The sequence below is a fragment of the Bradyrhizobium sp. S3.3.6 genome (assembly GCF_040546905.1).
GTDB classification, from domain to species: Bacteria; Pseudomonadota; Alphaproteobacteria; order Rhizobiales; family Xanthobacteraceae; genus Bradyrhizobium; species Bradyrhizobium cytisi.
In genome coordinates this window covers 202,204-224,640 of record NZ_JBEPOT010000005.1, presented here as the reverse complement: position 1 = coordinate 224,640, position 22,437 = coordinate 202,204, and the positions used below count along the sequence as shown (strand labels likewise).

At 63.8% G+C, this 22,437-nt stretch carries 14 protein-coding genes; 7 read left to right on the top strand and 7 right to left on the bottom strand.

Features of this window, described 5'->3' with window-relative positions; genetic code table 11:
• Positions 1 to 73: 73 nt before the first annotated feature.
• From ABID59_RS17475 to ABID59_RS17455, 5 genes are all read right to left on the bottom strand, one after another.
• Positions 74 to 1,126 (bottom strand): amidohydrolase family protein, encoded by a 1,053-nt coding sequence (locus ABID59_RS17475; RefSeq protein ID WP_354084175.1) that lies wholly within the window; start codon positions 1,124 to 1,126, stop codon positions 74 to 76.
• Positions 1,127 to 1,361: 235 nt separating this feature from the next.
• A complete protein-coding gene (locus ABID59_RS17470) occupies positions 1,362 to 1,883 on the bottom strand; it encodes a hypothetical protein (RefSeq protein WP_354084174.1) in 522 nt (173 codons plus the stop codon).
• 66 nt (positions 1,884 to 1,949) lie between these two features.
• Complete coding sequence (locus ABID59_RS17465) at positions 1,950 to 2,765, bottom strand: MBL fold metallo-hydrolase (RefSeq protein WP_354084173.1); 816 nt, start codon at positions 2,763 to 2,765, stop codon at positions 1,950 to 1,952.
• Between the two features lie 92 nt (positions 2,766 to 2,857).
• Complete coding sequence (locus ABID59_RS17460; protein ID WP_354084172.1) at positions 2,858 to 4,384, bottom strand: permease; 1,527 nt, start codon at positions 4,382 to 4,384, stop codon at positions 2,858 to 2,860.
• Positions 4,381 to 5,130, bottom strand: a complete 750-nt coding sequence (locus ABID59_RS17455; protein ID WP_354031678.1) for an ABC transporter ATP-binding protein — start codon at positions 5,128 to 5,130, stop codon at positions 4,381 to 4,383. The genes ABID59_RS17460 and ABID59_RS17455 overlap by 4 nt, the downstream gene beginning before the upstream one ends.
• Positions 5,131 to 5,404: 274 nt before the next feature.
• Here ABID59_RS17455 and ABID59_RS17450 point away from each other — a divergent pair, with 274 nt between their 5' ends.
• The 6 genes from ABID59_RS17450 to ABID59_RS17425 all read left to right on the top strand — a co-directional run bounded on the left by ABID59_RS17450 (position 5,405) and on the right by ABID59_RS17425 (position 12,145).
• Complete coding sequence (locus ABID59_RS17450; RefSeq protein ID WP_148755916.1) at positions 5,405 to 6,280, top strand: branched-chain amino acid ABC transporter permease; 876 nt, start codon at positions 5,405 to 5,407, stop codon at positions 6,278 to 6,280.
• A gap of 4 nt (positions 6,281 to 6,284) precedes the next feature.
• Positions 6,285 to 7,436 carry a branched-chain amino acid ABC transporter permease gene (locus ABID59_RS17445; RefSeq protein ID WP_354084171.1) on the top strand — a complete coding sequence of 384 codons (1,152 nt, stop codon included), beginning with the start codon at positions 6,285 to 6,287 and terminating at the stop codon, positions 7,434 to 7,436.
• Entirely contained in the window at positions 7,433 to 8,191 is a 759-nt protein-coding gene (locus ABID59_RS17440) for an ABC transporter ATP-binding protein (protein WP_354084170.1), read from the top strand. Before ABID59_RS17445 ends, ABID59_RS17440 begins: the two co-directional genes overlap by 4 nt.
• A 3-nt stretch (positions 8,192 to 8,194) precedes the next feature.
• Positions 8,195 to 8,983 (top strand): ABC transporter ATP-binding protein, encoded by a 789-nt coding sequence (locus ABID59_RS17435; RefSeq protein WP_354084169.1) that lies wholly within the window; start codon positions 8,195 to 8,197, stop codon positions 8,981 to 8,983.
• 49 nt (positions 8,984 to 9,032) lie between these two features.
• Positions 9,033 to 10,871: an AMP-dependent synthetase/ligase gene (locus ABID59_RS17430; protein ID WP_354084168.1), complete on the top strand. Its 1,839-nt coding sequence runs from the start codon at positions 9,033 to 9,035 to the stop codon at positions 10,869 to 10,871.
• 74 nt (positions 10,872 to 10,945) lie between these two features.
• Positions 10,946 to 12,145, top strand: coding sequence for an ABC transporter substrate-binding protein (locus tag ABID59_RS17425; protein ID WP_148755911.1), 1,200 nt, complete (start codon positions 10,946 to 10,948; stop codon positions 12,143 to 12,145).
• A gap of 162 nt (positions 12,146 to 12,307) precedes the next feature.
• Here the strand turns inward: ABID59_RS17425 and ABID59_RS17420 are convergent, their stop codons facing one another.
• Complete coding sequence (locus ABID59_RS17420) at positions 12,308 to 13,450, bottom strand: lysozyme inhibitor LprI family protein (RefSeq protein WP_148755926.1); 1,143 nt, start codon at positions 13,448 to 13,450, stop codon at positions 12,308 to 12,310.
• A gap of 86 nt (positions 13,451 to 13,536) precedes the next feature.
• A complete protein-coding gene (locus ABID59_RS17415; RefSeq protein WP_354084167.1) occupies positions 13,537 to 14,289 on the bottom strand; it encodes a transglutaminase-like cysteine peptidase in 753 nt (250 codons plus the stop codon).
• A 619-nt stretch (positions 14,290 to 14,908) separates the two neighbouring features.
• Between ABID59_RS17415 and ABID59_RS17410 the strand changes: the two genes are divergently transcribed.
• The gene (locus tag ABID59_RS17410; RefSeq protein WP_502916804.1) at positions 14,909 to 22,384 is read left to right on the top strand and encodes a VCBS domain-containing protein; all 7,476 of its coding nucleotides are present in this window, start codon (positions 14,909 to 14,911) and stop codon (positions 22,382 to 22,384) included.
• Positions 22,385 to 22,437: the final 53 nt, after the last annotated feature.

The window sequence follows — 22,437 nt, the reverse complement described above, 5'->3', positions numbered from 1 at the left end:
CTCATTCAAGGACGCTTCCCAGCGGCCACGACGGAAGAGGGGGCGGGACCAACATCCCGGCCCCTCTTTCGCGTCATGACGGCAGTTCGAGCCGGTAGACGTCGGTCGCGGTCTGCGAGAACAGCGCCGTCTTCTCCGCTTCGCTCAGGGGTGCCGCGATGCGCTTGAACGCGTTGAAGATCACCTGATAGCTGCACTGGCCCTTGTCCGGCGGGAAATTGCTTTCGAACATCGCGCGCTTCGGCCCGAATGCCTCGATGCAGGTTTCGACATAAGGCTTCCACGCCGCGGCGAGTTCCTCGGATGACGGCGGTTTGGCGCGCAGATGGAAGTCGTAACCGAGCAGGCACATCGCGAGCCCGCCGAGCTTCACCACCACGTTCTCGCATTTCGCGATCTCCTGGATCGAGGCGCGCCACTGCGGAAACACCTCCTCGCGTCGTCCCGCAAAGCGGCCGACCCCGGCCGGCCCGCCGCAATGGTCGAGCACGATTTTGGTGTTCGGAAAGGCGCGCGCCAGCTCGGTCAACTCGCCGATCTGCGGATGAAACAGCCAGGCATCGAAGCTGAGGTTCAGGCGCGCAAGGCAGGCAAATCCCTTGCGGAAAGTCGGGTCCTGCAACAGTCCCTTCGGCCGGTTCGCATACATGCCGGCGACAACGGGGTCCTCGTCCCAGGCGGATGAATGCCGGATGCCGCGGAAGCGGCCATTGCCGGCGGCGATCTCCGCCTCCAGCACGGGCTTGGCCGCATCGCCGAGCAGCAGATTCACGTGGCTGACGATGCCGGCGCAGATCGCGGCCTTGCCGTAACCACCGCTCGCGCTCATCGCGGCGACGCCGTTGGCGAACTCGACTTCGCCCACGGGCCGAAACGCCTCGGGCCCATGCGCGCGATACATCGAGCGGCAGTCGACATAGACGGTGGCGATGATGTTGTGGCCGGAGGCGATGTCGGCGGCCATCTCTTCGATCAGATAGCGATGGCCGCGATTCCAGAGATGATGATGCGGATCGACGATCGGCCGCGAGGGATCAATGATCGCCTCCTGATATAGCGCGAGCCAGTCCTCGCGCGGCTCGACGAATAGCCCGCTGGTGTTGGCAGGCAGACCGCTTGCAGCCATCGACGTTCGCTCCCTCTGTTTTTTATGGCGGGAGCCTAGCACCTGATCTCGTCACGCAGCAGCGCGTGTTGCTCAGAGCACCATGGCAGCGGCGGAGGAGGTGCGCTCCCTCTCCCGCTTGCGGGAGAGGGTTGGGGAGAGGGTCTCTCCAGAGTGGGCCAGTCCCCCAGATAGTCGCTCACCCGGCGCTGTGCGGCGAGTTCGAGGCTTCATCGATGCGAAAATCGATCCGGCCTTAGTCCTTCCGCCGCGTCGCCCTTACGTCGACCACCAGCCTCCAATCGGCAGCGGTGGCAGGCTTGACCTCACCGAGCCAGTGGAAGGAATCAACGGTGATCTCGGCAAAACTCCAGCGCGTGAGGTCGCCGGCTTCGGTCGTGCCTTCCTGCACAATGTCCTCGCCGTGCGGGCGGCCGATCTGTTGGCGGAACACGCTCCGGCCCGGATCGAACCAGGAAATCCGCCAAGCGGAAATGGAGGGATCGTAGACCCGCAGCGTCGTGCCGTACCAATTGCCGGCGACCGGGAAGGCCGGCGCGCCCGCGGGGCGGGGAATGATCCAGACGTCCTGGACGGCGCGGCCCTCCAGCACCCAGCCAAAATGGATCTCGCCGGGTGCGATGTGTTTCGTTCCGTCTGCGCCGTGGGCGGTGATCTCGGCATCCCAATCACCGACGAAGCGGCCATAGAGCTGAAGCGCCGCCGCGTGATCGGGGTTGGGTCCGTCCGCGTGCAAAAATCTCGCAAAGTCGGTCATGTCGATCTCCTGTTGCAAGGAGATCAGCACTAACGCACCACAGCCGGCTTGGAGAAAATTGCGGCGTCAGATCCCGTCGAGGATGATCACCGTCGGCGTCGATGGCAGCGTATCCCGCGATATCCGCAACGAACGCTCGGTGCGGCGGTCGATCTCGAACTGTTGCCCGATCAGGCGCATGAACTCGTCGAGCGGGGTGGCGAAGCGGTGCATCGGCAGCACCACGGAGGCGCGCAAACGCTTGGTGATCTCCGAGACGCCGTCGAGCGACATGGTGTAGGTACCGTCGATCGGCACCATCACGATGTCGAGCCGCCCGATCTGGGCGAAATGGCTGTCGTCGAGCTTGTGGTGCAAATGGCCGAGATGGCCGATGCAGAGGCCCGCGACCTCGAAGATGAAGATCGAGTTGCCGTCGCGGATCATGTCCGTTCCGGAATCGTCGCCGAAATAGCGGCGGATGTCGGTGGTGACATTGCGGATGAAAGTATCGCCGATGCGTTCCGAAACGACCGCGGGCTTGCCGTCCTCGCCCCAGCCATGCAGCACGTGGGGAATGCGCTTGTCGGGATTGAGCGAATAGTGGGTGCTGTGGGCCCGGTTCATGGTGACGACGTCGGGCAGCCGGCCGACCTGATAGGCGCCGCTATAATCGGTCGCGATGCGCACCCCGCCCGGCGTGTCGATGAAATAGGTGGAGTGGCCGGCATAGGTGATCTCGACCTCGGCGGCGGCGGCTGCCTGCCGGAAGGCGACCGGCATGGCGCGAGGCGCGGCATTCGCCATCGCCAGGCACTCGCCGCGTTGAGGTGGCTGCTGGGCGAGGGCAGGTGAGAGACATGCGCTCAACAGCGCAAATGCCGCCGAAATGAGTTGCCACATTCCCAGTCCCCGATGACGTCTCGGGAAAGTCTAGCGTGCAATACAGCGTGTGGCCAATGGACTGCGATCAACAGCGCGTCAGTGTCGCACCTTCACTCCCGCCTTGGGCTGAACCTCCAGGTCATCGCCACCAGGCCCGCGGTGATCAGTCCGCTGACGATGCCGGCGGTCGGCAGCGTGAGCAGCAGCGCGGCGGTGGCGGCCCAGCCGATCGAGGAGAAGGCTTCGGCGAAGGTCGCAAGCCGCGAAGACGTCTGGCGGCGGCGGAACTGGCTGCGCCGGGCCTGGACACGGAACCAGAGCTGGATCGCGGTGGCGGAGGCCGCACTGATGATGATCGTGGCGGCCGTGATCGCAGCCTGGAACGGCGAGGCGAAAACCAGCGCCGCCACCAGCGGGCTGAAGATGACGGCGATCGCGATCAGCACCACTTCGATCTTGGCGCGGATGACGCTTGTGGGCGTCAGCGGCGCGGTCGCGACCAGGTCGGGCGCGTCCTCGCCGGAGATCGTCAGCCAGGCGAGCCCGCCGGCAAGCTGACCCGCGGCCATCACGATGACGGGCGAGATCAGCGTCAGCGCCGCAGAGCTGTCGGCAAAGCTGCGCCACAGCAGCAGCGCCGGCGGCACCAGATAGAGCAGCTGCATCAGGGTCTGCGAGATCAGCCAGGGATCGCGCCAGAGCAGCACGAACTCCTTGCGTCGCAGCGCCTGCTGGCGGGATCCGCCGCGGAACGGACGTTCCTTCGCGCGCTTGCGGCTGGATGTGCCATAGGCGGCAGCGTCGATCGCGGTGTCGGCGAAGCGGCCCGAGAACATCGCCATCACGCTTCCGAGCAGCACCAGGCCAAGCGCGAGGAGCAGCAGCAGCGCCTCGCCGTCGCCCATAGTCGCCCGCGCCGGCCACCACCAGATGCTGTCGATGTCGGGCGCGTGGGCGGCGAGCGTGCCCGACGTCAGGATGGTGAAGCGCGACAGCGTGCCGTAGGAGATGATCGCCGCGACCTGCAGCGCGATGACGAAGCCGGCGCCGATGATCGCGGCCAGGATCTGGGCCACGAAGCGCGTGCGCGCCGGGCCGATCAGGCGAAACAGCAGGATGGTGACGGCAATCGCGACCGCCGCAGCCGACAGACCCATCGCGATGACCACGCCGAAGGCCGCGAGCCAGCGCGGCCCGCCGCCGATCACCAGCACGTCGATGAACGGCGTCGAGAACAACAGCGCCATCACGGTGACGGTGAGCGCGATTGCGGCGATCCGCACCGAGAACAGATTGGCCAGTGTTGCCGGCGAGGACATGATGAGATCAAGATCGGCGCGGGCGTAAAATACTCGCGTCACCGATTCGATCGCTTGCGACAGCATCAAGGTCCAGGCCAGAAAGATCGTGGCCGAGATCACGATCAGCGAGGATTTGTCGAGCGGCAGTTGCAAATTGGCGAAGCGGCCGATCACGGCCCAGGCTGGCACGTGCAGCAGTGCGGCGAAGAACAGCAGGCCGATCACGGCGGCACGGGCGCGCCTGCGCCGGCCACCCGTCATCATGGCGAACCATTCGCGCCAGGCGAGCCGAAGCTCGTGACGGGCAAACCACGAAAGAGCGGTCGCCGAGCTCATGCGGCTTCCTGCAGCGTCACCAGTGCGATGAAGAGATCTTCGAGGCTGGTGTCGGCATGGCCGTTCTGCTGGCGCAATTCGGTGAGCGTGCCCTCGGCGACCAAGCGGCCCGCCGCGATCACGCCGATGCGGTCGGCCATGCGCTCGGCGACCTCCAGAATATGCGTGGTCATGATGATGGTGCAGCCGGCACGGACGCGCTCGCTCAACAGGCCCTTCACATGGCGGGCGGAGACGGCATCCAGCCCGGTCAGCGGCTCGTCGAGAATGATGAGGCGGGGATCGTGCACCAGCGCACCGGCAAGCGCCACCTTCTGGCGCATGCCCTTGGAAAATCCCTCGCAGCGTTCGTGCCGGTGCGGTTCGAGCCCGAGCGAGTTCAGGAGCTCCTCGGCGACTGGTTTCGAAACGGACGGCGCGATGCCCCAGAGGCCGGCGACGAATTCGAGATATTCGAGCGGGGTGAGCTTGTCATAGATCATGGGCTCGTCGGAGACCCAGGCCATCACCTGCTTGGCCGCGACGGGATTTTGAAGCGCATCGATGCCGAAGATCGAAACGCCGCCGTCATCGGGCCGCAGCAGGCCTGCAACCATGCGCAAAGTGGTGGTCTTGCCGGCGCCGTTGGGGCCGACCAGCGCATAGAATTCGCCGGCATGGATGGTGAGATCGAGGCTATCGACCGCCAAACGGTCAAAACGCTTCGTTAACCCCAAGACTTCGAGTGCCGAGCTGTCCGGCTTCATGACGGCCACACCATCCGGTTTTGCATCGGTCGCGACCATGACCCGAAGATATTTCGGCACGGTGAATCGCGCTGCCGCAAAATCCGGCATCCGCCTTGGACCAAGGCTTGGACTAAAGGCAAGTCACCGTTTGTTGACAGGGCTTGGCGGTTCAGGCTGAATTGGCGTCGGGACAAATGGCGGCTGACGCGGCGAAACGACTGCGCAGCCGCTGGACACAAGATGCGGCAAGGCGGTCGTCAAGAACCGCTGGTTGCATCGGGAGGACGCGGCGATGCTGGATTTCGTTCAGCAGCTGGTCAGCGGTGTTGCGCTCGGCTGTGTCTACGGCCTGATCGCACTCGGGTTCGTGCTCGTCTACAAGGCCACCGAGGTCGTCAATTTCGCCCAGGGCGATCTGATGATGCTGGGCGGCTTCTTCGCCTTCACCTTCATCGGCATGATGGGCCTGAACTACTGGATCGGCTTCGCCGGTGCGGTGGCCGCAATGGCGCTGTTCGGCATGCTGGCGGAGCGGATCGTGGTGCGGCCGATTCTCGGCTATCCGCAATTCTCCATCATCATGGCTACCATCGGCCTTGGCTACTTCCTGCGCTCGGTCGCCGGGATGATCTGGGGCACCGACGATTTCAAGATCGAGACGCCGTTCAGCCAGGGCGTACTGCGCATCGGCTCGCTGGTGCTCGCCCATGACAAGCTCTCGGTGATCGCAGCGACGATCATCTTGTGCGCGCTGCTCTGGCTGTTCTTCAACAAGACCACGCTCGGCACCGCGATGCGCGCAAGCTCCGAGAACATGCTGGCAGCTTACTACATGGGCATTCCGGTCAAGCGCGTGGTCTCGATCGTCTGGGCCATCAGCGCGGCGGTGGCGACCTGCGCCGGCGTGCTGCTGGCGCCGATCACCTTCATCCACTCCAATGTCGGCCTCGTGCTCGGCCTGAAGGCGTTTCCGGCCGCGGTGCTCGGCGGCTTCGGCTCGATCCCCGGCGCCGTCGTCGGCGGCGTGCTGATCGGCGTGATCGAGAGCATGGCCGGCTTCTATCTGGCGGAAGGCTGGAAGGACGTCGCGCCCTACATCGTGCTGCTGGCCGTGCTGCTGCTGAAGCCCGAAGGCCTGTTCGGCCTTCACGCCCGCAAGAAGGTCTGAGCGCATGCGCTTCCTGTTCAAGACCGACTATGAGGACGATATCAGGCTGTTCCCGCATTCCGGCTATGTGGTCTCCTATGGCCTCCTGCTCGCCGTGCTGCTGATCGCGCCTTACGTGCTCTCCAGCTATCTGATGAGCCAGCTCGTGTTCGTCTGCATCTATGCGACCGTCGGCGTGGCGCTGATGATCCTGACCGGCTTTACCGGGCAGGCCTCGCTCGGGCATGCAGCGTTCCTCGCGATCGGCGCCTACACGGCCGCTTACCTCCAGAAATATAATGTGCCGTTTCCAGTCTACTTCCTCGCCGCAGGCGTCCTGACCGGCTGTATCGGCGCGCTGGTCGGCTTTCCGGCGCTGCGACTGCAGGGCATCTATCTCGTCATCGCCACGATCTCCTTCGCTTTCATCGTCGAGGAGATTCTGGCGCGCTGGGAGAGCGTCACCAACGGCAATGAGGGCATGCGGGTCAAGGCGCTGTCGCTGCTCGGCGCGACGGTCTCGCGCGACAGTCCGACCTTCTATTTCCTCTGCCTCGCGGTGCTGGTGCTGACCATCGTCGGCACGCTCAATCTGCTGCGCTCGCCGACGGGGCGCGCCTTCGTCGCGATCCGGGACTCAGAGACCGCGGCGCGCAGCATGGGCGTCAACGTCGCGCTCTACAAAGTCAAATCCTTTGCTATCTCGGCGGCGATTACCGGCTTTGCCGGGGTGCTGTTCGCGCACAAGCTCTCCTTCATCTCGCCGGAGATGTTCACGCTGCAGCTCTCGATCGAGTTCATCATCGTGATCCTGATCGGAGGTACCTTCAGCCTGCACGGCGCCGTGCTGGGCGCGATCTTCATCGTTATGCTCGATCCGTTCCTGACCTACCTCAAGGACGACATGCCCGGCATCATCGCCGGTATCGCCGCGATGTTCGGCGCGGGCACGGCGACCGTGGCGAATGTCCAGTCCAAGGTCGCGGCCTTTGCCTCGCTGAACGGGCTGAAGGGCGCAATCTACGGCATCATCATCATGCTGTTCGTACTGTTCGAGCCGCTCGGCATCTACGGCCGCTGGCTCAAGATCAAGCTCTTTTTCCAGCTGTTCCCGCTCTACAAGCGCGCCACCTTCAAGCGGCAGAAGATTTACGTGAAGTCGGAGCGCAACCGATGAGCTATTTCCGCGCCGAGAACCTGTCGCTGCATTTCGGAGGCCTCAAGGCCGTCGATGCGGTCTCGTTCGCGGTCGAGAAGGGCGAGATCCTCTCGATCATCGGACCAAACGGTGCGGGCAAGAGCTCGATCTTCAATCTGATCTCGCGCATCTACCGGCCGACCTCGGGCCGCATCTTCTTCGAGGACCACGACATCACGGAAGAGCCGCCTTACGATATCGCAAGACTCGGCATCGCGCGCACCTTCCAGAACATCGAGCTGTTCGAGAATGCGACGGTGCTGTCCAACCTTCTGGTCGGGCGCCACCGCCATTCGACCACGCAGCTCTGGCAGGAATTGCTGTTCCTGCCGAGCGTGCGTGCCAACGAGAAGGTACACCGCCGCCGGGTCGAGCAGGTCATCGAGTTCCTCGATCTCGAGCCGTATCGTGACAAATTGATCTCGGGCCTGCCCTACGGCGTGCGCAAGGTGATTGAGCTCGCGCGCGCGCTCTGCTCGGAGCCGAAGCTGATCCTGCTCGACGAACCGTCCTCCGGCCTCAACGTCGAGGAGACCGACGACATGTCGTTCTGGATCCGCGACATGAAGAGCGAGCTCGGCGTCACCGTGCTGATGGTCGAGCACGACATGTCGCTGGTCAACCGCGTCTCGGACCGTGTCATAGCGCTGAACTACGGCCGCGTGCTGGCGATGGGCTCGCCCACTGACGTTCAGCAGCACCCCGATGTCGTCGCCGCGTATCTGGGAGCCTGATGCATGGATGCGACCCCGGCACCCGACACCATCCTGAAGCTCTCCAACATCGAGAGCTATTACGGGCCGATCATGGCGATCCGCGGCATCTCGCTCGAAGTGCCGCGCGGACGCATCGTCACGCTGCTGGGCGCCAACGGTGCCGGCAAGACCACGGTACTGAAGACCATCTCGGGCATTCTCGATCCGCAAAAGGGCTCGATCGAGTTCATGGGCAAGCCAATCCAGCGCATGGAGGCCGATCGCATCGTTCGCCTCGGCCTCAGTCATGTGCCGGAAGGGCGCGAGGTGTTCCCGTTCCTCTCGGTGCGCGAGAATTTGATGATGGGCGCCTATCCGCGCCGGGATAGCGACGGCGTCGCCGAGGATCTCGAGCGGGTCTACGGATACTTCCCACGGCTTAAGGAGCGCATCAACCAGCCGGCCGGCCAGCTCTCGGGCGGCGAGCAGCAGATGCTCGCGATCGGCCGCGCGCTGATGAACCGGCCGACGCTGTTGCTGCTCGACGAGCCGTCGCTCGGCCTGTCGCCGATCCTGGTGAGGGAGATCTTCACCATCATCCGCCGCGTCAACGAGGAGCAGGGCATGTCGATCCTGCTGGTCGAGCAGAATGCGCGCGTGGCGCTGGAGACGGCGCACTATGGTTACGTGCTGGAGATCGGGCGCGTCGTGATGAACGACAGCTGCGACCGCTTGATGCATTCCCAGGACATCCAGGAATTCTACCTTGGCGCCAAGGAAGCCGGCGCACGAGGCGAGCGGCGCTGGAAAAAGAAGAAGACCTGGCGATGATACCTGGCGATGAAACGTTTGCGTTAAGGCGACAACCGAGGAGACGCGCATGGCCCGACCGGCGGTGCTGACGGTCGCTGATACGATCGCGAGAAGTTTCCTGCGCGCAGCAGAGGTGCGCGGCGACAGGCCCGCGATCCGTGAGAAGACATTCGGCATCTGGCAGCCGACGAGCTGGCGCGAATGGCTGCAGATCTCCAAGGAGATCGCCTACGGCCTCCATGCGATCGGCTTCAAGCCGGGCGACGTCGGCTCCATCGTCGCCAACGCCGTGCCCGAATGGGTCCATGCCGACATGGGAATCCTGTGCGCCGGCGGTGTCTCCTCCGGCATCTATCCGACCGACGCGTCGGCCCAGGTCGAATATCTCCTCAACGATTCCGCGACGCGGGTGATCTTCGCCGAGGACGAGGAGCAGCTCGACAAGATCCTCGGCTGCCGCGCACGCTGCCCCAGCCTGCAACGGATCGTCGTGTTCGACATGGAGGGCCTCAGCGGCTTCTCCGACGACATGGTGATGTCGCTCGACGAGTTTCGCGCGCTCGGCCGCAACCACATGGTCGGCCGCGAGGCGCTGTGGCAGGAGATGATCAATTGCCGCAGCGCCGGCGATTTGGCCATCCTCGTCTATACGTCCGGCACGACAGGCCCGCCCAAGGGCGCCATGCATGCCAACCGCAGCGTCACGCACCAGATGCGGCATGCCAACGACTTCATTCCGGCGCGCGAGGACGAGGATCGGCTGATCTTCCTGCCGCTCTGCCACGTCGCCGAGCGCATCGGCGGCTATTACATCTCGGTCGCGCTCGGCTCGGTGATGAACTTTGCCGAGAGTCCGGAGACCGTGCCGGACAATCTGCGCGAGGTGCAGCCGACCGTGTTCCTCGCCGTGCCGCGCATCTGGGAGAAATTCTATTCGGTCATCACCATCGCGCTGAAGGACGCGACGCCGCTCCAGCAATGGGTCTATCGCCGCGCCATCGGGATCGGCTATCGCATGGTCGATTGCCGGATCGAGGGCAAGGCGCCGTCGCTGGTGCTGCATCTCGCCAACCTCGTCGCTTACCAGCTCGCCTTTCGCAACATCCGCCGCATGATCGGGCTCGACCGTTGCCGTATCGCCTTCACCGGCGCGGCGCCGATCGCACCGGATCTGATCCGCTGGTATCTCGCGCTCGGCATCGACATCCACGAGGTCTACGGCCAGACCGAGAATTGCGGGGTTGCGACCATGATGCCGGGGTCGCGCATCAAGCTCGGCTCGGTCGGCACGGCGGTGCCTTGGGGCGAGGTCGCGCTGTCGCCCGACGGCGAGATCCTGATCAAAGGCGACTTCCTGTTCATGGGCTATCTGAACCAGCCCGAGAAGACGGCCGAGACCATCGACCACCGCGGCTGGCTGCACACGGGCGACGTCGGCACGATCGACCATGAGGGCTTCGTCCGCATCACCGACCGGATGAAGGACATCATCATCACCTCCGGCGGCAAGAACATCACGCCGTCGGAGATCGAGAACCAGCTCAAATTCTCGCCCTACATCTCCGACGCCGTCGTGATCGGCGACAAGCGGCCCTATCTCACCTGCCTTGTGATGATCGACCAGGAGAATGTCGAGAAATTCGCCCAGGATCACGACATCCCTTTCACCAATTACGCCAGCCTGTGCCGGGCCAGCGAGATCCAGAACCTGATCTGGCACGAGATTGAAGGCGTCAACGCGAACGTCGCGCGCGCCGAGACCATCAAGAAATTCCACCTGATCGAACGCCAGCTCACCCCGGAGGACGAGGAGCTGACGCCAACCATGAAGCTGAAACGCAATTTCGTGAACAAGCGCTACGCCGCAGAGATCGACGCAATGTATCTCGCGCGCGCGGTGGCTTAGTGCGCAAAGAAAATCAGCGAAGGAATGATGGCCCCGCCCTTCGCATCATACGGGCCCAAGGAGAGGAGACGTCAATGTCGAAATCGTTGAAGGCGTTCGGCCTTGCTGTGGGCGCGCTCGCGCTCACCTGTCAGCCGTCCCTAGCGCAAACCAAGGTCACCAATGAGGGCATCTCGGCGGGCGAGATCGTCATCGGCACTCATCAGGATTTGTCGGGCCCGATCAAGGTCTGGGGCGTGCCGGTCTCCAACGGCATGAAGATGGCGGTCGAGGAGATCAATGCGGCCGGCGGCATCCAGGGGCGCAAGATCAAGATGATCCTTGAAGACAATGGCTACGATCCGAAGAAGGCGGTGCTCGCCTCGCAGAAAATGGTCGAGCGCGACAAGATCTTCGCGATGATCGGTCCGATGGGCTCGCCGACGGTGCTCGCCGCGCAGGACATCCTGTTCGACGCCGGCGTGCCCCAGCTGTTTCCGCTGACGGCTGCCGAGTTCACCTTCAAGTTCGATCCGGCCAAGCCGCAGGAGCGGCTCAAGTTCAATAACCTGCTGCCTTACGTCGAGAGCACCCGCGCCGCGCTGAAATACATGGTGGAGTGGAAAGGTTTTCAGAAGCCCTGCATCATGCATCAGGACGACGAGTACGGAAAGAATGTGCTCGACGGCTTCAACCAGCAGCTTGCTGCGATGAAGATGCAGCCCGCCTCGATCACGAGCTACAAGCGCGGCGCGTCCGATTTCAGCGCGCAAGTGGCCAAGATGAAGTCCGACGGCTGCGATCTCGTCGTGCTCGGCACCGTGATCCGCGAGACCATCGGCGCGATGGGTGAAGCCAGGAAGCTCGGCTGGGACGTCACCTTCCTCGGCGCCACGCCGACCAACGTGCTGGAGGTCCCGACGCTGGGCAAGGAGGCGGTCGAGGGACTCTATGCGGCCTCGGGCTTCGAGATTCCCTATGAGGACACTGCCAAGGGCAAGGTCCACGACTGGCTGATCAACTACAAGAAGATGTTCAACACCGACGCCAACACGCAGGCGATCATCGGCTACAACGCGGTGATGACGTTTGCGTTCTATGCCGACAAGGCCGGCAAGGATCTGACTGGACAGAAGATGCTGGACTCGCTCGAGTCCGGTGACAAATTCCTCGACATCTTCAACTCACCGCCGACCAAATTCTCCAAGACCGACCACCTCGCCAACACCATCACCCAGGTGCAGCAGGTCAAGGGTGGCCGCTGGGTGCTGGTGAAGGACAATCTGATGTTTTGATCTCTCGCCTCTCTCCGCTTGCGGGGAGAGGCCGGAATTTGCGAGAGCAAATTCCGGGTGAGGGGGCTCTCTCCGCGAGTCCAGCTCTCACCGTGATCGCGGAGGCAGCCCCTCACCCCGGCCCTCTCCCCGCCAAGAGCGGGGAGAGGGAGAGGAAAGCAACTACGATCCCCCGCCCGCAGTGCCCGAGTTCACCGGCGCCAGCTCGTCCTCGCGGCAACGCCAGCCGTCGGCAGCTTTCACGAAGGCAAAGGTCCGCTGGATCCTCAGGCGGCGCGTGACATTGAACGCTGCTGCGGAGCGCTCCTTGTTGGTGGCTCCTGCTTGCGGACGGCCGGTGCTGGCGTCCCAGCAGGTGCCGGTGCAGGTCGAGGCGACCTTGCTACAGGTGGTGAACGGCGCCAGCACGACCATCTCGATCTCGCCCGTGACCTGCGCCTCCTGACCGGTCACCTGGCTGTCGATGGCGTCGACGCGGTTGATGCGGAGGAAATTGCCGCACGAATTGGCGGCGTGGATGCGCGCGGCGCAGAAATCGACGGCATCGGTGTCGGGCTCCCTGGCTGCGACCTGCCGGCCGAACACCTTCTTCGGATCGCCCCTGGCGGCCGCGATCTCGTCGGTCCTGCGCTTCAGATGGTCGGCGAGGCAATCTTCCGCGGAGCCAAGCTCCTGAGGTGGCACGTTCTCCTTCCCGACCAGATTGCACTTGCGATCGCGCTCTCGCGTCCAGCGACCGTATTCGGCGAAGGCAAAGCGCGCCGCGGTCGGGTCCAGCTTGCCGATCAGGCCAAGCACCTGGCTGTTGAGCTCGGTCTCGGTGAGCGCCAGCGATGGATCCGCGCAGATCAGCGCTCCGGCGGCGGTGTTGGCCGCAAGGCAGTCGAAATCCGGATCTCGCACGATCGCGGCCCGTTCCTCCGTCACCTTGAGAAGGCAGGCCTTCACCCGGTCGAAATCGTCGGCGTGGATCGCGGTCTGGCCGACGATGCCGCAACCGAGATTGCGCTGGCGGATCCAGATCGCATTCTCCTCGATTGCAGGCAGGCGATCGGGCAGGCGGGCGAGCCGCGCCTCGATGGCGGCGTTGAGCTTCTCGGCGGCGACAGACAGTTCGGCATCACCGCAGAACAATTGATTGCCGGGGTCGCGGATCTGCTGGCAGTTATTCCCAGCAAACAGCGGCAGCCTGTCGGCAACGGAGCGGTCGGATGGGCCGGATTGCGCAAAGCCTGGCGCGACCGGCAATGCCAGCATTGCCGGCAACGCCAGCCGTGCAAGCACACTCAGCACGATCAACCGCATTCCAATTGCCCCCAGCCTGGCCAAGTCCATGCTAGCGTCTCGGATCGTGCGGCGAAATGGGTTTGTGGCGGGGAGTTACAGCAAGATCAGCGCGCGTCGGCCTCGGCCGACACCATCGACACCCGCTGACTCTCGCCCCGCACGGGTTCGCCGGCATATTTCAGCACGGCGGATTGGGAGAGCACATAGAGCGGCTGGTAGTTGCGCGCGTCGTCATCCTCGACCATCGCCATGCGGCGGTTGTCCAGCATCAGCCAGTGGCCGTCGAGCTTTGCCGAGGCAACCGCATGGCCTTCACCGTTGCGGGTGTCGCGCACCACAACGAGGCGGAGGTCCTCCGCGGCGACGCCGGCAAGCCGCAGCGCGGCCAGCTTGGCGATGGCGTAATCCTCGCAATCGCCGGCGCCGCGCTGGAAGGTCTCGAGCGGCGAGCTCCAGATGTCCTCGGCACCATCATTTTCGGAGCGGATGGCGAGGTTGATGGCGCGGTTGGTCTCGCCGATCAACGCGCGGCCGTCGCGGGTGCGGGCCTGATCGATGATGGAGAGCAGCTTCAGCGCCGCGGGCGAGGCGCAATTGTCGCGGTCGCCATCGCACAGCGCGAGCTGCACCATGTCGTCGTCGAGCTTCTCCTTCAACGCGAACCATTTCTGCCGCAGGCCACCGGTGGAAATGGCGAAGGCGAACACGCCGAACGGCTCGGCAGATTTGCGCACGAGCACGCCTGCGCCGGGCGACAGCAATGTGCCGGCACGAAGGTCGGCAGCCGACCCGAGCAGGATCAATCCGCACAGGACAACGATAGCGCGCCAGGCGCGCGAGCGAGCAGCGGTCTCCATCTGACATCCCCTTATCCGGGCTTCGCCAGGTCCCCCTCGACCTTGACGTGCCGGGCTTGTTGCTTTCGCGGAGATAGTGCGAGCTGGGCCGTTTTGTTCTGCTTAACGCGCTTGGGCGGGACGCCAAAACCAAGGGGCAGGCTGAACCGGGCCTGCCCAACTTGCGTAAAATTTTACGATTTGCCGGCTAAGAGGAGCCTCGCTACCGCGAAATCGATTAAACTGCAGGCAGAAGTTGTGGGTGGCCCGATTCTGCACCTATGGCTAACGACCCGCTATTTCACGGGCTCTGTTAGTTGGATCACAGATTTAACTCCGTATTTGCCGCAGGATGTTGCGGGGCACCACGAAGAAAAGATGACACAAGTATCTGGCGCCGGATCTGTACGACCGATTACTTTGGACGACTGGAAATGTGCGCAATAAGCCGGATTCGACCTCAAAATATTCGAAAAAATACTTCGTCTTATCCATCGATGTCGCCGTAGGCATAGTCGTCGGCAGCCAAGTGATGCGAAATCACACAAGCAATAGATGGTTTCGCTAAGGACTTGGTAATGCTATGCAAGCTTAGGCGCTCGATACTTACTTAGATTTTAACCCTTTTTACGGTGCCCGATTGAATTACGCTGGCAAATTTGACGGCGCGCTCTCCTTGGATAGCCAGGGTTCCCGTTCGCCCGCCTCCCATCACGTCGATTCCTTTACCGCCAAATCCTTTACCGCCACGGGGCATGGCCACGTGCCCGAAGGCGCGGTCGTCATTCCCGACCCCAACCTGATCTTCAACGGCGAGTTCAAGCGTACAGGTGTTGATCTCGTGCTGTCGCACGACGGCCATGAGTTCGTCGTTCACGATTATTTCAGGGGCGACAAGCGCGCGGCGATCGCCTCGCCCGACGGCGCCCATCTCACCGGCGACATCGTCAACGCGCTTACGGGTCACGTCCAGTATGCGCAGGCCGCGCCCGGTGCCGCCGCGGCGCAGGTCATCGGCCACGTCACCAAGCTGACCGGCAGCGCGACCGCGATCCGCAACGGCGTCTCGGTCATCCTGAACAACGGCGACAACGTCGAGAAGGGCGACGTGGTCTCGACCGGTTCGGATTCGACGCTTGGCGTCACCTTCATCGACGGCACCGTGTTCGGCCTGTCCTCCAACGCGCGGATGGTGCTGAACGAGATGGTCTACGACCCCAACGGGTCGAACAATTCCTCGCTGCTCAGCCTCGTCGCGGGCACCATCACCTTCGTTGCCGGCGAGACCGCCAAGCACGGCGACATGAAGATCGACACGCCGGTCGCCACCATGGGCATTCGTGGCACGGCGGTGCTGACCGAGATCAATTTCGTCGTCCCCTCGGGCGGCGGCGATCCGCAGCCGCAGGCGAACTTCCAGGTGCTGGTCGAGCCGAACGGCACCACCGGTTCCTACATCCTGTTCGACAAGCTGACGCTGCTGCCGATCGCGACGGTCAACCAGGCCGGCCAGATGATCCAGATCAGCGGCGGCAACGTCTCAATCACCAACGGGCTGCTGTCGCCGGACGTGCAGAAGCTGATCACGGACGTGTTCACGCTGAAGTTCACGGACAACAACACCAACACCAAGCTGACCACGAACTTCACCGACAGCATCACGCAGAACGGCAACATCGTATTTATCAAGACGGACACCGGTGCGACAGCGACCGCGACCTTCACCAACACGGTCAACAATGGTAGCGGCTCTGGGCAAGGCGGGACGGACAAGGGGGCCGATCGTTTTCCCGGGCCGCCACAGGCGCGCAGCCTCGATGCCAACGGCAATGTCACGTCATCGTTCTCGCTGAAAGAGCACGCGAACGCGACCGCCGATCACGCAGACACAACCGGCGACACCGTGGGTGCTGACACGGTGTCCGGCCGGATTACTTTCGTCGATCTCAATCTCGGCGACCGGCCGACGGTTTCGGTGAATCTCGCTCAAGCGCCGAACTTCGTTTACGAGAACGCTGGCCAGCAGGATGTCACCGGCTCGCTCACCGCACTGCAGAAGCAGGACATCGCAGCGACGCAGATCCAGATCGGCGTCGTCGCCGACGGGGCCAACAACAACAACGGTTCCGCGGTCTGGACCTACACGATGCCCGACCACGTCTTCGACTTCCTGGCCGCCGGCGAGACGTTGACGCTGACCTACATGGTGCGCATCGACAACAATTTCTCGGTCAACCCTGAAACCACGTTTATCCCGATCACCATTTCGATCACGGGCACCAACGACAAGCCCACCATCGCGACGTCTGGTGGAACCGTCATCGAGAAGGTCGGGACCGGCAACGAGGCTCTGGACACTATCACGGGCGCCGTCACCTTCACCGACGTCGATTTGACAGATCGGCCGATCGTGAGCGCGGCGCTCTCGTCCGCCCATCCGTTCAAATATCTCGACGCGCATGGCAACGATGTCACGGCGACGTTGACGCCTGAGCAGAAAGCCGCGATCGCTGCCGTCGAGGTTCCGCTCAGCGTGGTGCAGGGCGCGGGAAATGCCAATAACGGCTCGGCCACCTGGACCTACAGCGTCACTGACCACCTTTTCGATTTCCTCGCAGACGGCGAGACGTTGGTCCTCAATTACGTGATCCAGGTCGATGACGGGCACGGTGGCGTCGTCAGCACGCCGATCACCGTCTCCATCAATGGCGCTGACGTCAGCGTCGAGGGCACCAACGACGTGCCGACGATCGTCGGGGCATTAACGACTGTGACCGGTGCGGTGAAGGAAGATGCGGCGGCTACGCTATTGGCGGGCGGCACCATTACCTTCAACGATCCCGACCTCACCGACACGCACACCGCGGGTTTCGTTCTGAAGTCCACGACGTCAAGCGCGCATCTGCCCGGTTTCAGCGACGGCACCTCGCAGATCGGCGCGTTCGCCCTCACCGCGGTGAGCGAGAGCCCCGGTGTCAGCACGGTCGGCTCCCTGGGGTGGAGCTTCACGCTCGATGACAGCAATCCGGTGCTGCAGTCGCTGGCCGAAGGCCAGACCATTACCCAGATCTACACCGTCACCGTCGACGATCATCACGGAGGAACGGTCACCCAGGACGTCACGGTCACGATCACTGGCACCAACGACGTTCCCACCATCACGAGCAGCAACGCCGACGCAACGGGCGGCGTCACCGAGGACGCCGCTACGCCGACGCTGTCGAGCGGCGGCACGCTGGCGATCCAGGATCTCGACCTGATCGACACCCACACGGCGGCGGCGGTGTTCAAGTCGTCGGCATCGAGCGCGCATCTGCCGGGCTTCACTGAGGGCGCCACGAACATCGGCACCTTCACGATCGACCCGTCGGTGACCGAGTCCAGCAGCGACACCAACAATGGCGCGACGCTGGGCTGGCACTTCAGCCTCGCGGACAACGACCCGGTGCTGCAGTCGCTGGCCCAGGGCGAGACCATTACCCAGGTCTACACCGTCACCTTCACCGACAATCACGGTGCGACGGTGACCCAGGACGTCACCGTCACCATCACCGGCACCAACGACACGCCGACCATCACCAGCAATGCTGCGGCCGCGGCGGGCTCGGTGACCGAGGATGCCGCTACGCCGACGCTGTCGACCGGCGGCACGCTGGCGATCCAGGATCTCGACCTGATCGACACCCACACGGCGCAGGCGGTGTTCAAGTCGTCGGCATCGAGCGCGCATCTGCCAGGCTTCACCGAGGGCGCCACGAACATCGGCACCTTCACGATCGACCCGTCGGTGACCGAGTCCAGCACCGACACCAGCAACGGTGCGACGCTGGGCTGGCACTTCAGCCTCGCGGACAACGACCCGGTGCTGCAGTCGCTGGCCGAAGGGCAGGCCATCACCCAGGTCTACACCGTCACCTTCACCGACAATCACGGTGCGACGGTCAGTCAGGACGTGACGGTCACCATCATCGGCACCAACGACACGCCGACCATCACGAGCAGCAACGCCGACGCAACGGGCGGCGTCACCGAGGATGCCGCTACGCCGACGCTGTCGACCGGCGGCACGCTGGCGATCCAGGATCTCGACCTGATCGACACCCACACGGCGGCGGCGGTGTTCAAGTCGTCGGCATCGAGCGCGCATCTGCCGGGCTTCACCGAAGGCACCACGAACATCGGCACCTTCACGATCGACCCCTCGGTCACCGAGTCCAGCAGCGACACCAACAATGGCGCGACGCTGGGCTGGCACTTCAGCCTCGCCGACAACGACCCGGTGCTGCAGTCGCTGGCCGAAGGGCAGACTATCACCCAGGTCTACACCGTCACCTTCACCGACAATCAGGGTGCGACGGTCAGCAAAGACGTCACGGTCACGATCACAGGCACCAATGACGTTCCGACCGTTACGAATAGCGAGGCGGCGGCAAAGGGCGCGGTGACCGAAGATACGGGGTTGACGCTGCTGGTTGGCGGGACACTGGCGATCCAGGACCTCGACCTGATCGATACCCATACGGCAACGGCAGCGTTCAAGTCGGCGACATCGGATGCGCATCTGCCTGGCTTCAGCGACGGTACCTCGCTCGGCACCTTCACGATCGACTCGGCGGTGACCGAGTTCAGCACCGACGCCGACAACAGTGCGACACTGGGCTGGCACTTCAGCCTCGCCGACAATAGCGCAGTGCTGCAATCGCTGGCCCAGGGCCAGTCGATCACCGAGGTCTACACCGTCACCATCACGGACGATCATGGCGCGCACGTCTCGCAGGACGTCACCGTCACGATCAACGGCGCCAACGACGCGCCGACGATCACGAGCGGCGAGGCAGCGGCAGAGGGCGCGGTGACCGAGGATGATAGCGCGACGCTGTCGATCGACGGCACGCTTGCGATCCAGGACCTCGACCTGATCGACACACACACAGCGGAGGCCGTGTTCAAGTCGTCGACATCGAGCGCGCATCTGCCCGGCTTCAGCGACGGTACTTCGCTCGGCACTTTCACGATCGACTCTTCGGTGACCGAGTTCAGCACCGACACCGACAACAGCGCGACGCTGGGCTGGCACTTTAGTCTCAACAACAATAGCGCCGTGCTGCAATCGCTGGCCCAGGGCCAGTCGATCACCGAGGTCTATACCGTCACCTTCACGGACGATCATGGCGCGCACGTCTCGCAGGACGTCACCGTCACGATCAACGGCGCCAACGACGCGCCGACCATCACGAGCAGCGAGGCGGCAGCAAAGGGCGCGGTGACCGAGGATGCGAGCGCGACGCTGTCGATCGACGGCACGCTTGCGATCCAGGACATCGACCTGATCGATACGCACACTGCGGCGGCGGTGTTCAAGTCGTCGTCCGTCAGCTCGGCGCTGCCGGACTTTGACAGCAACTCGCATATCGGCAGCTTCACGATCGATCCGTCGGTGACCGAATCGAATAGCGACGCCAGCAATGGCGCGACGCTGGGTTGGCATTTCTCGCTCGACGACAGCGACCCGACGCTGCAGTCGCTCGCCCAGGGCCAGACTATCACTCAGGTCTACACCGTCGCCTTCACCGACAATCACGGCGCGCACGTCTCGCAGGACGTCACCGTCACCATCACAGGTACAAACGACGCGCCGACATTGGCCGACGTCACCGCTGGAGCGCTCACGGACACGGCTGCGACCGACACCTTCTCCGATCTCACCGGCACGCTGGCCGGGGCCGATGTGGATAACGGTGAAACGGCGACGCTGGTCTATTCGGCGGTCGGCGCCGACAATCATGGCTCCGTGGCGGGCCATTACGGCTCGCTGACGGTGAACGCCGACGGCACGTACGACTACGCCCCCGACGCGGCCGCGATCAACGCGCTGTCGGCCGGACCCTATGCCGATACGTTTACGGTCCAGACCGCGGACGCGCATGGCGCGACCGGCACGGCGACATTCACCGTGAACGTGACCGGTGCCAACGACGTGCCGACGATCTCGAACGCGACGCTCGATGCGGTCAGCGAGGATGCTGTGGCCCCGGCCGGATCCACCGTGGGCGCGCTTTTCACAACCGGTTTCCACGACGCTGATGCCGGTGCGAACCTCAAGGCTGTCGCAGTTACCGCCGACCATGCCGACGAATCGCAGGGCGTCTGGCAATACGAAGTTGCCGGCAGCAATCAGTGGATCGACATCTCCGGCGTCAGCGACACCAGCGCCCTTGTGCTCGCCACCGACGCGCTGATCCGTTTCGTGCCGGCCGCAAACTACAGCGGCGTGCCTGGCGGTCTCGATGTGCATGCGCTGGACGACACGTATAATGGTGGCAGCAGCGGCCTTAGCCCGGTTTCGATCGACATCGCCGCGGTTGGCTCCAGCGTGTCCACCACGGCGGCCACGCTCAACACCGAAGTCGCACCGGTCGCCGATCCGCCGGCGTTCGAGGCGCTGGCGGTGAATTACCTTGCCGACAGCCTGACCGGCATCAGCATTGACAACTCCCATTGGAACGTCGTGCTGCCGTCGGTGCCCGGCACCGACGACGATGCGTCGGTCACGCCGACCGCCAATGGCGTGGTCCTGCACGATCACGGCTACCTGGAGACGACCTCCGGCTTTACCCCGACGGCCGCCACGCCGCTGCATGCCAGCCTGAGCTTCAGCCTCGACGACGGGGTCGGTCCCTATGTCGCGGTCACCGATGGCACCGACGGGACGACCGGCACGTACGGCTCACCGGCCAACGGTCTGTCCTTCATGTTCGGCTGGGGCAATGGCCTGATTATCACCAACAACGCCACGGGCGCGAACGTCAACCTCTCGGCGAGCCTCAGCCAGGGCACCGTCTACGACGCGACCATTACCGACGACGGCTCACATCAGACCGTGGTGATCGTCGATCACAGCACGGGCCAGACCGTCGGCACCTACACATCCGATTTCACCGACTATGCCGCCGGCAATCTCGTCACCATCACCAACCGTGAGGCCAACGACGGCCAGCACGACGCGACCGTCAGCAATGTCACGATCTCCAATGCTTTCGAGGGCGAACACGGCACGGCGATCGCTCTTCCGAGCCTCACCGCCGTCATCGATACCGACGGGTCGGAGCACATGGCGCTCGACCTGTCCGGCTTCCCGGACGGAACGACGTTCTCGGTCGGGCAGGCCGGAATCGGCGACGAAGCTGGCCACTGGCTGGTCAGTGCGTCGGATATCGCCTCGCTTGGCACGTCCGCGCTGACCCTGACGACGCCGACCGATTACGCTGGCGAGTTCAGCCTGCATGTGAGCGGCACCGTGGTCGATCGGGCGACCGGCCTCTCAGGGCCGCTGAGCGACACCGAGACGTTCACCAACGATGTCGCCGTCAAGGTCGACGGCGCGACTGCCGGCGGGCCTGTCATCGACACCGACCATTTCTACGTCTCGCATGATCGAGAACTCGGCACAGACACCATCACCAATCTCTCGGTCACCGACTCCGATTCCGGCGCGTCGACGGACGAGTTTAAGGTCACGGCAGTCACCGTGCATGCGCCGGGCAGCAGTGTCGATCTGTCACCGAGTTGCGGCACGCTCGACGACATCAATACGGCCTTCGAGAACGGTGTCACCTACAGTGCCGGCGAAACGCCGCCGGACGCCGACCAGATCACGCTGACGGTGACGGACAAGACCACCGGTCTCTCCGACACCGTCAACTTCATCTTCAACGAGGGCGACGCCAGCCATGGCGTCACGCTGAACGGCACCAGCGGCAAGGACGTCATCTTCGCGACGACGACCGGCGACACGCTGTCCGGTGGCGGCGGCAAGGACCAGTTCGTCTTCACGCCGGGCTCGGCCGGGTATGACGACGAGGGGCATCCCGTGGCCGACTACGCGCACACCATCACCGATTTCATCGAAGGCGTGGACAGGATCGACCTGCGCCAGTTCTCGGGCGTCAGCTCCATCGGCAACCTCAGCATCACCCAGCAGAACGGCGAAACGTTGGTTGCGTGGCAGCAGCAGATCGGCGCGGGCGATAGTTCGGTCACCGAGCATGAGCAGCTGTTGCTGAAGAGCATGACCGCGACACTCAAGGCCAGCGATTTCATCTTCCATATCACCTGACGGGTGCCGCCTCCGGCGTGCGGCCGGCTTGCGGGCGATGAACGCACAGCTTG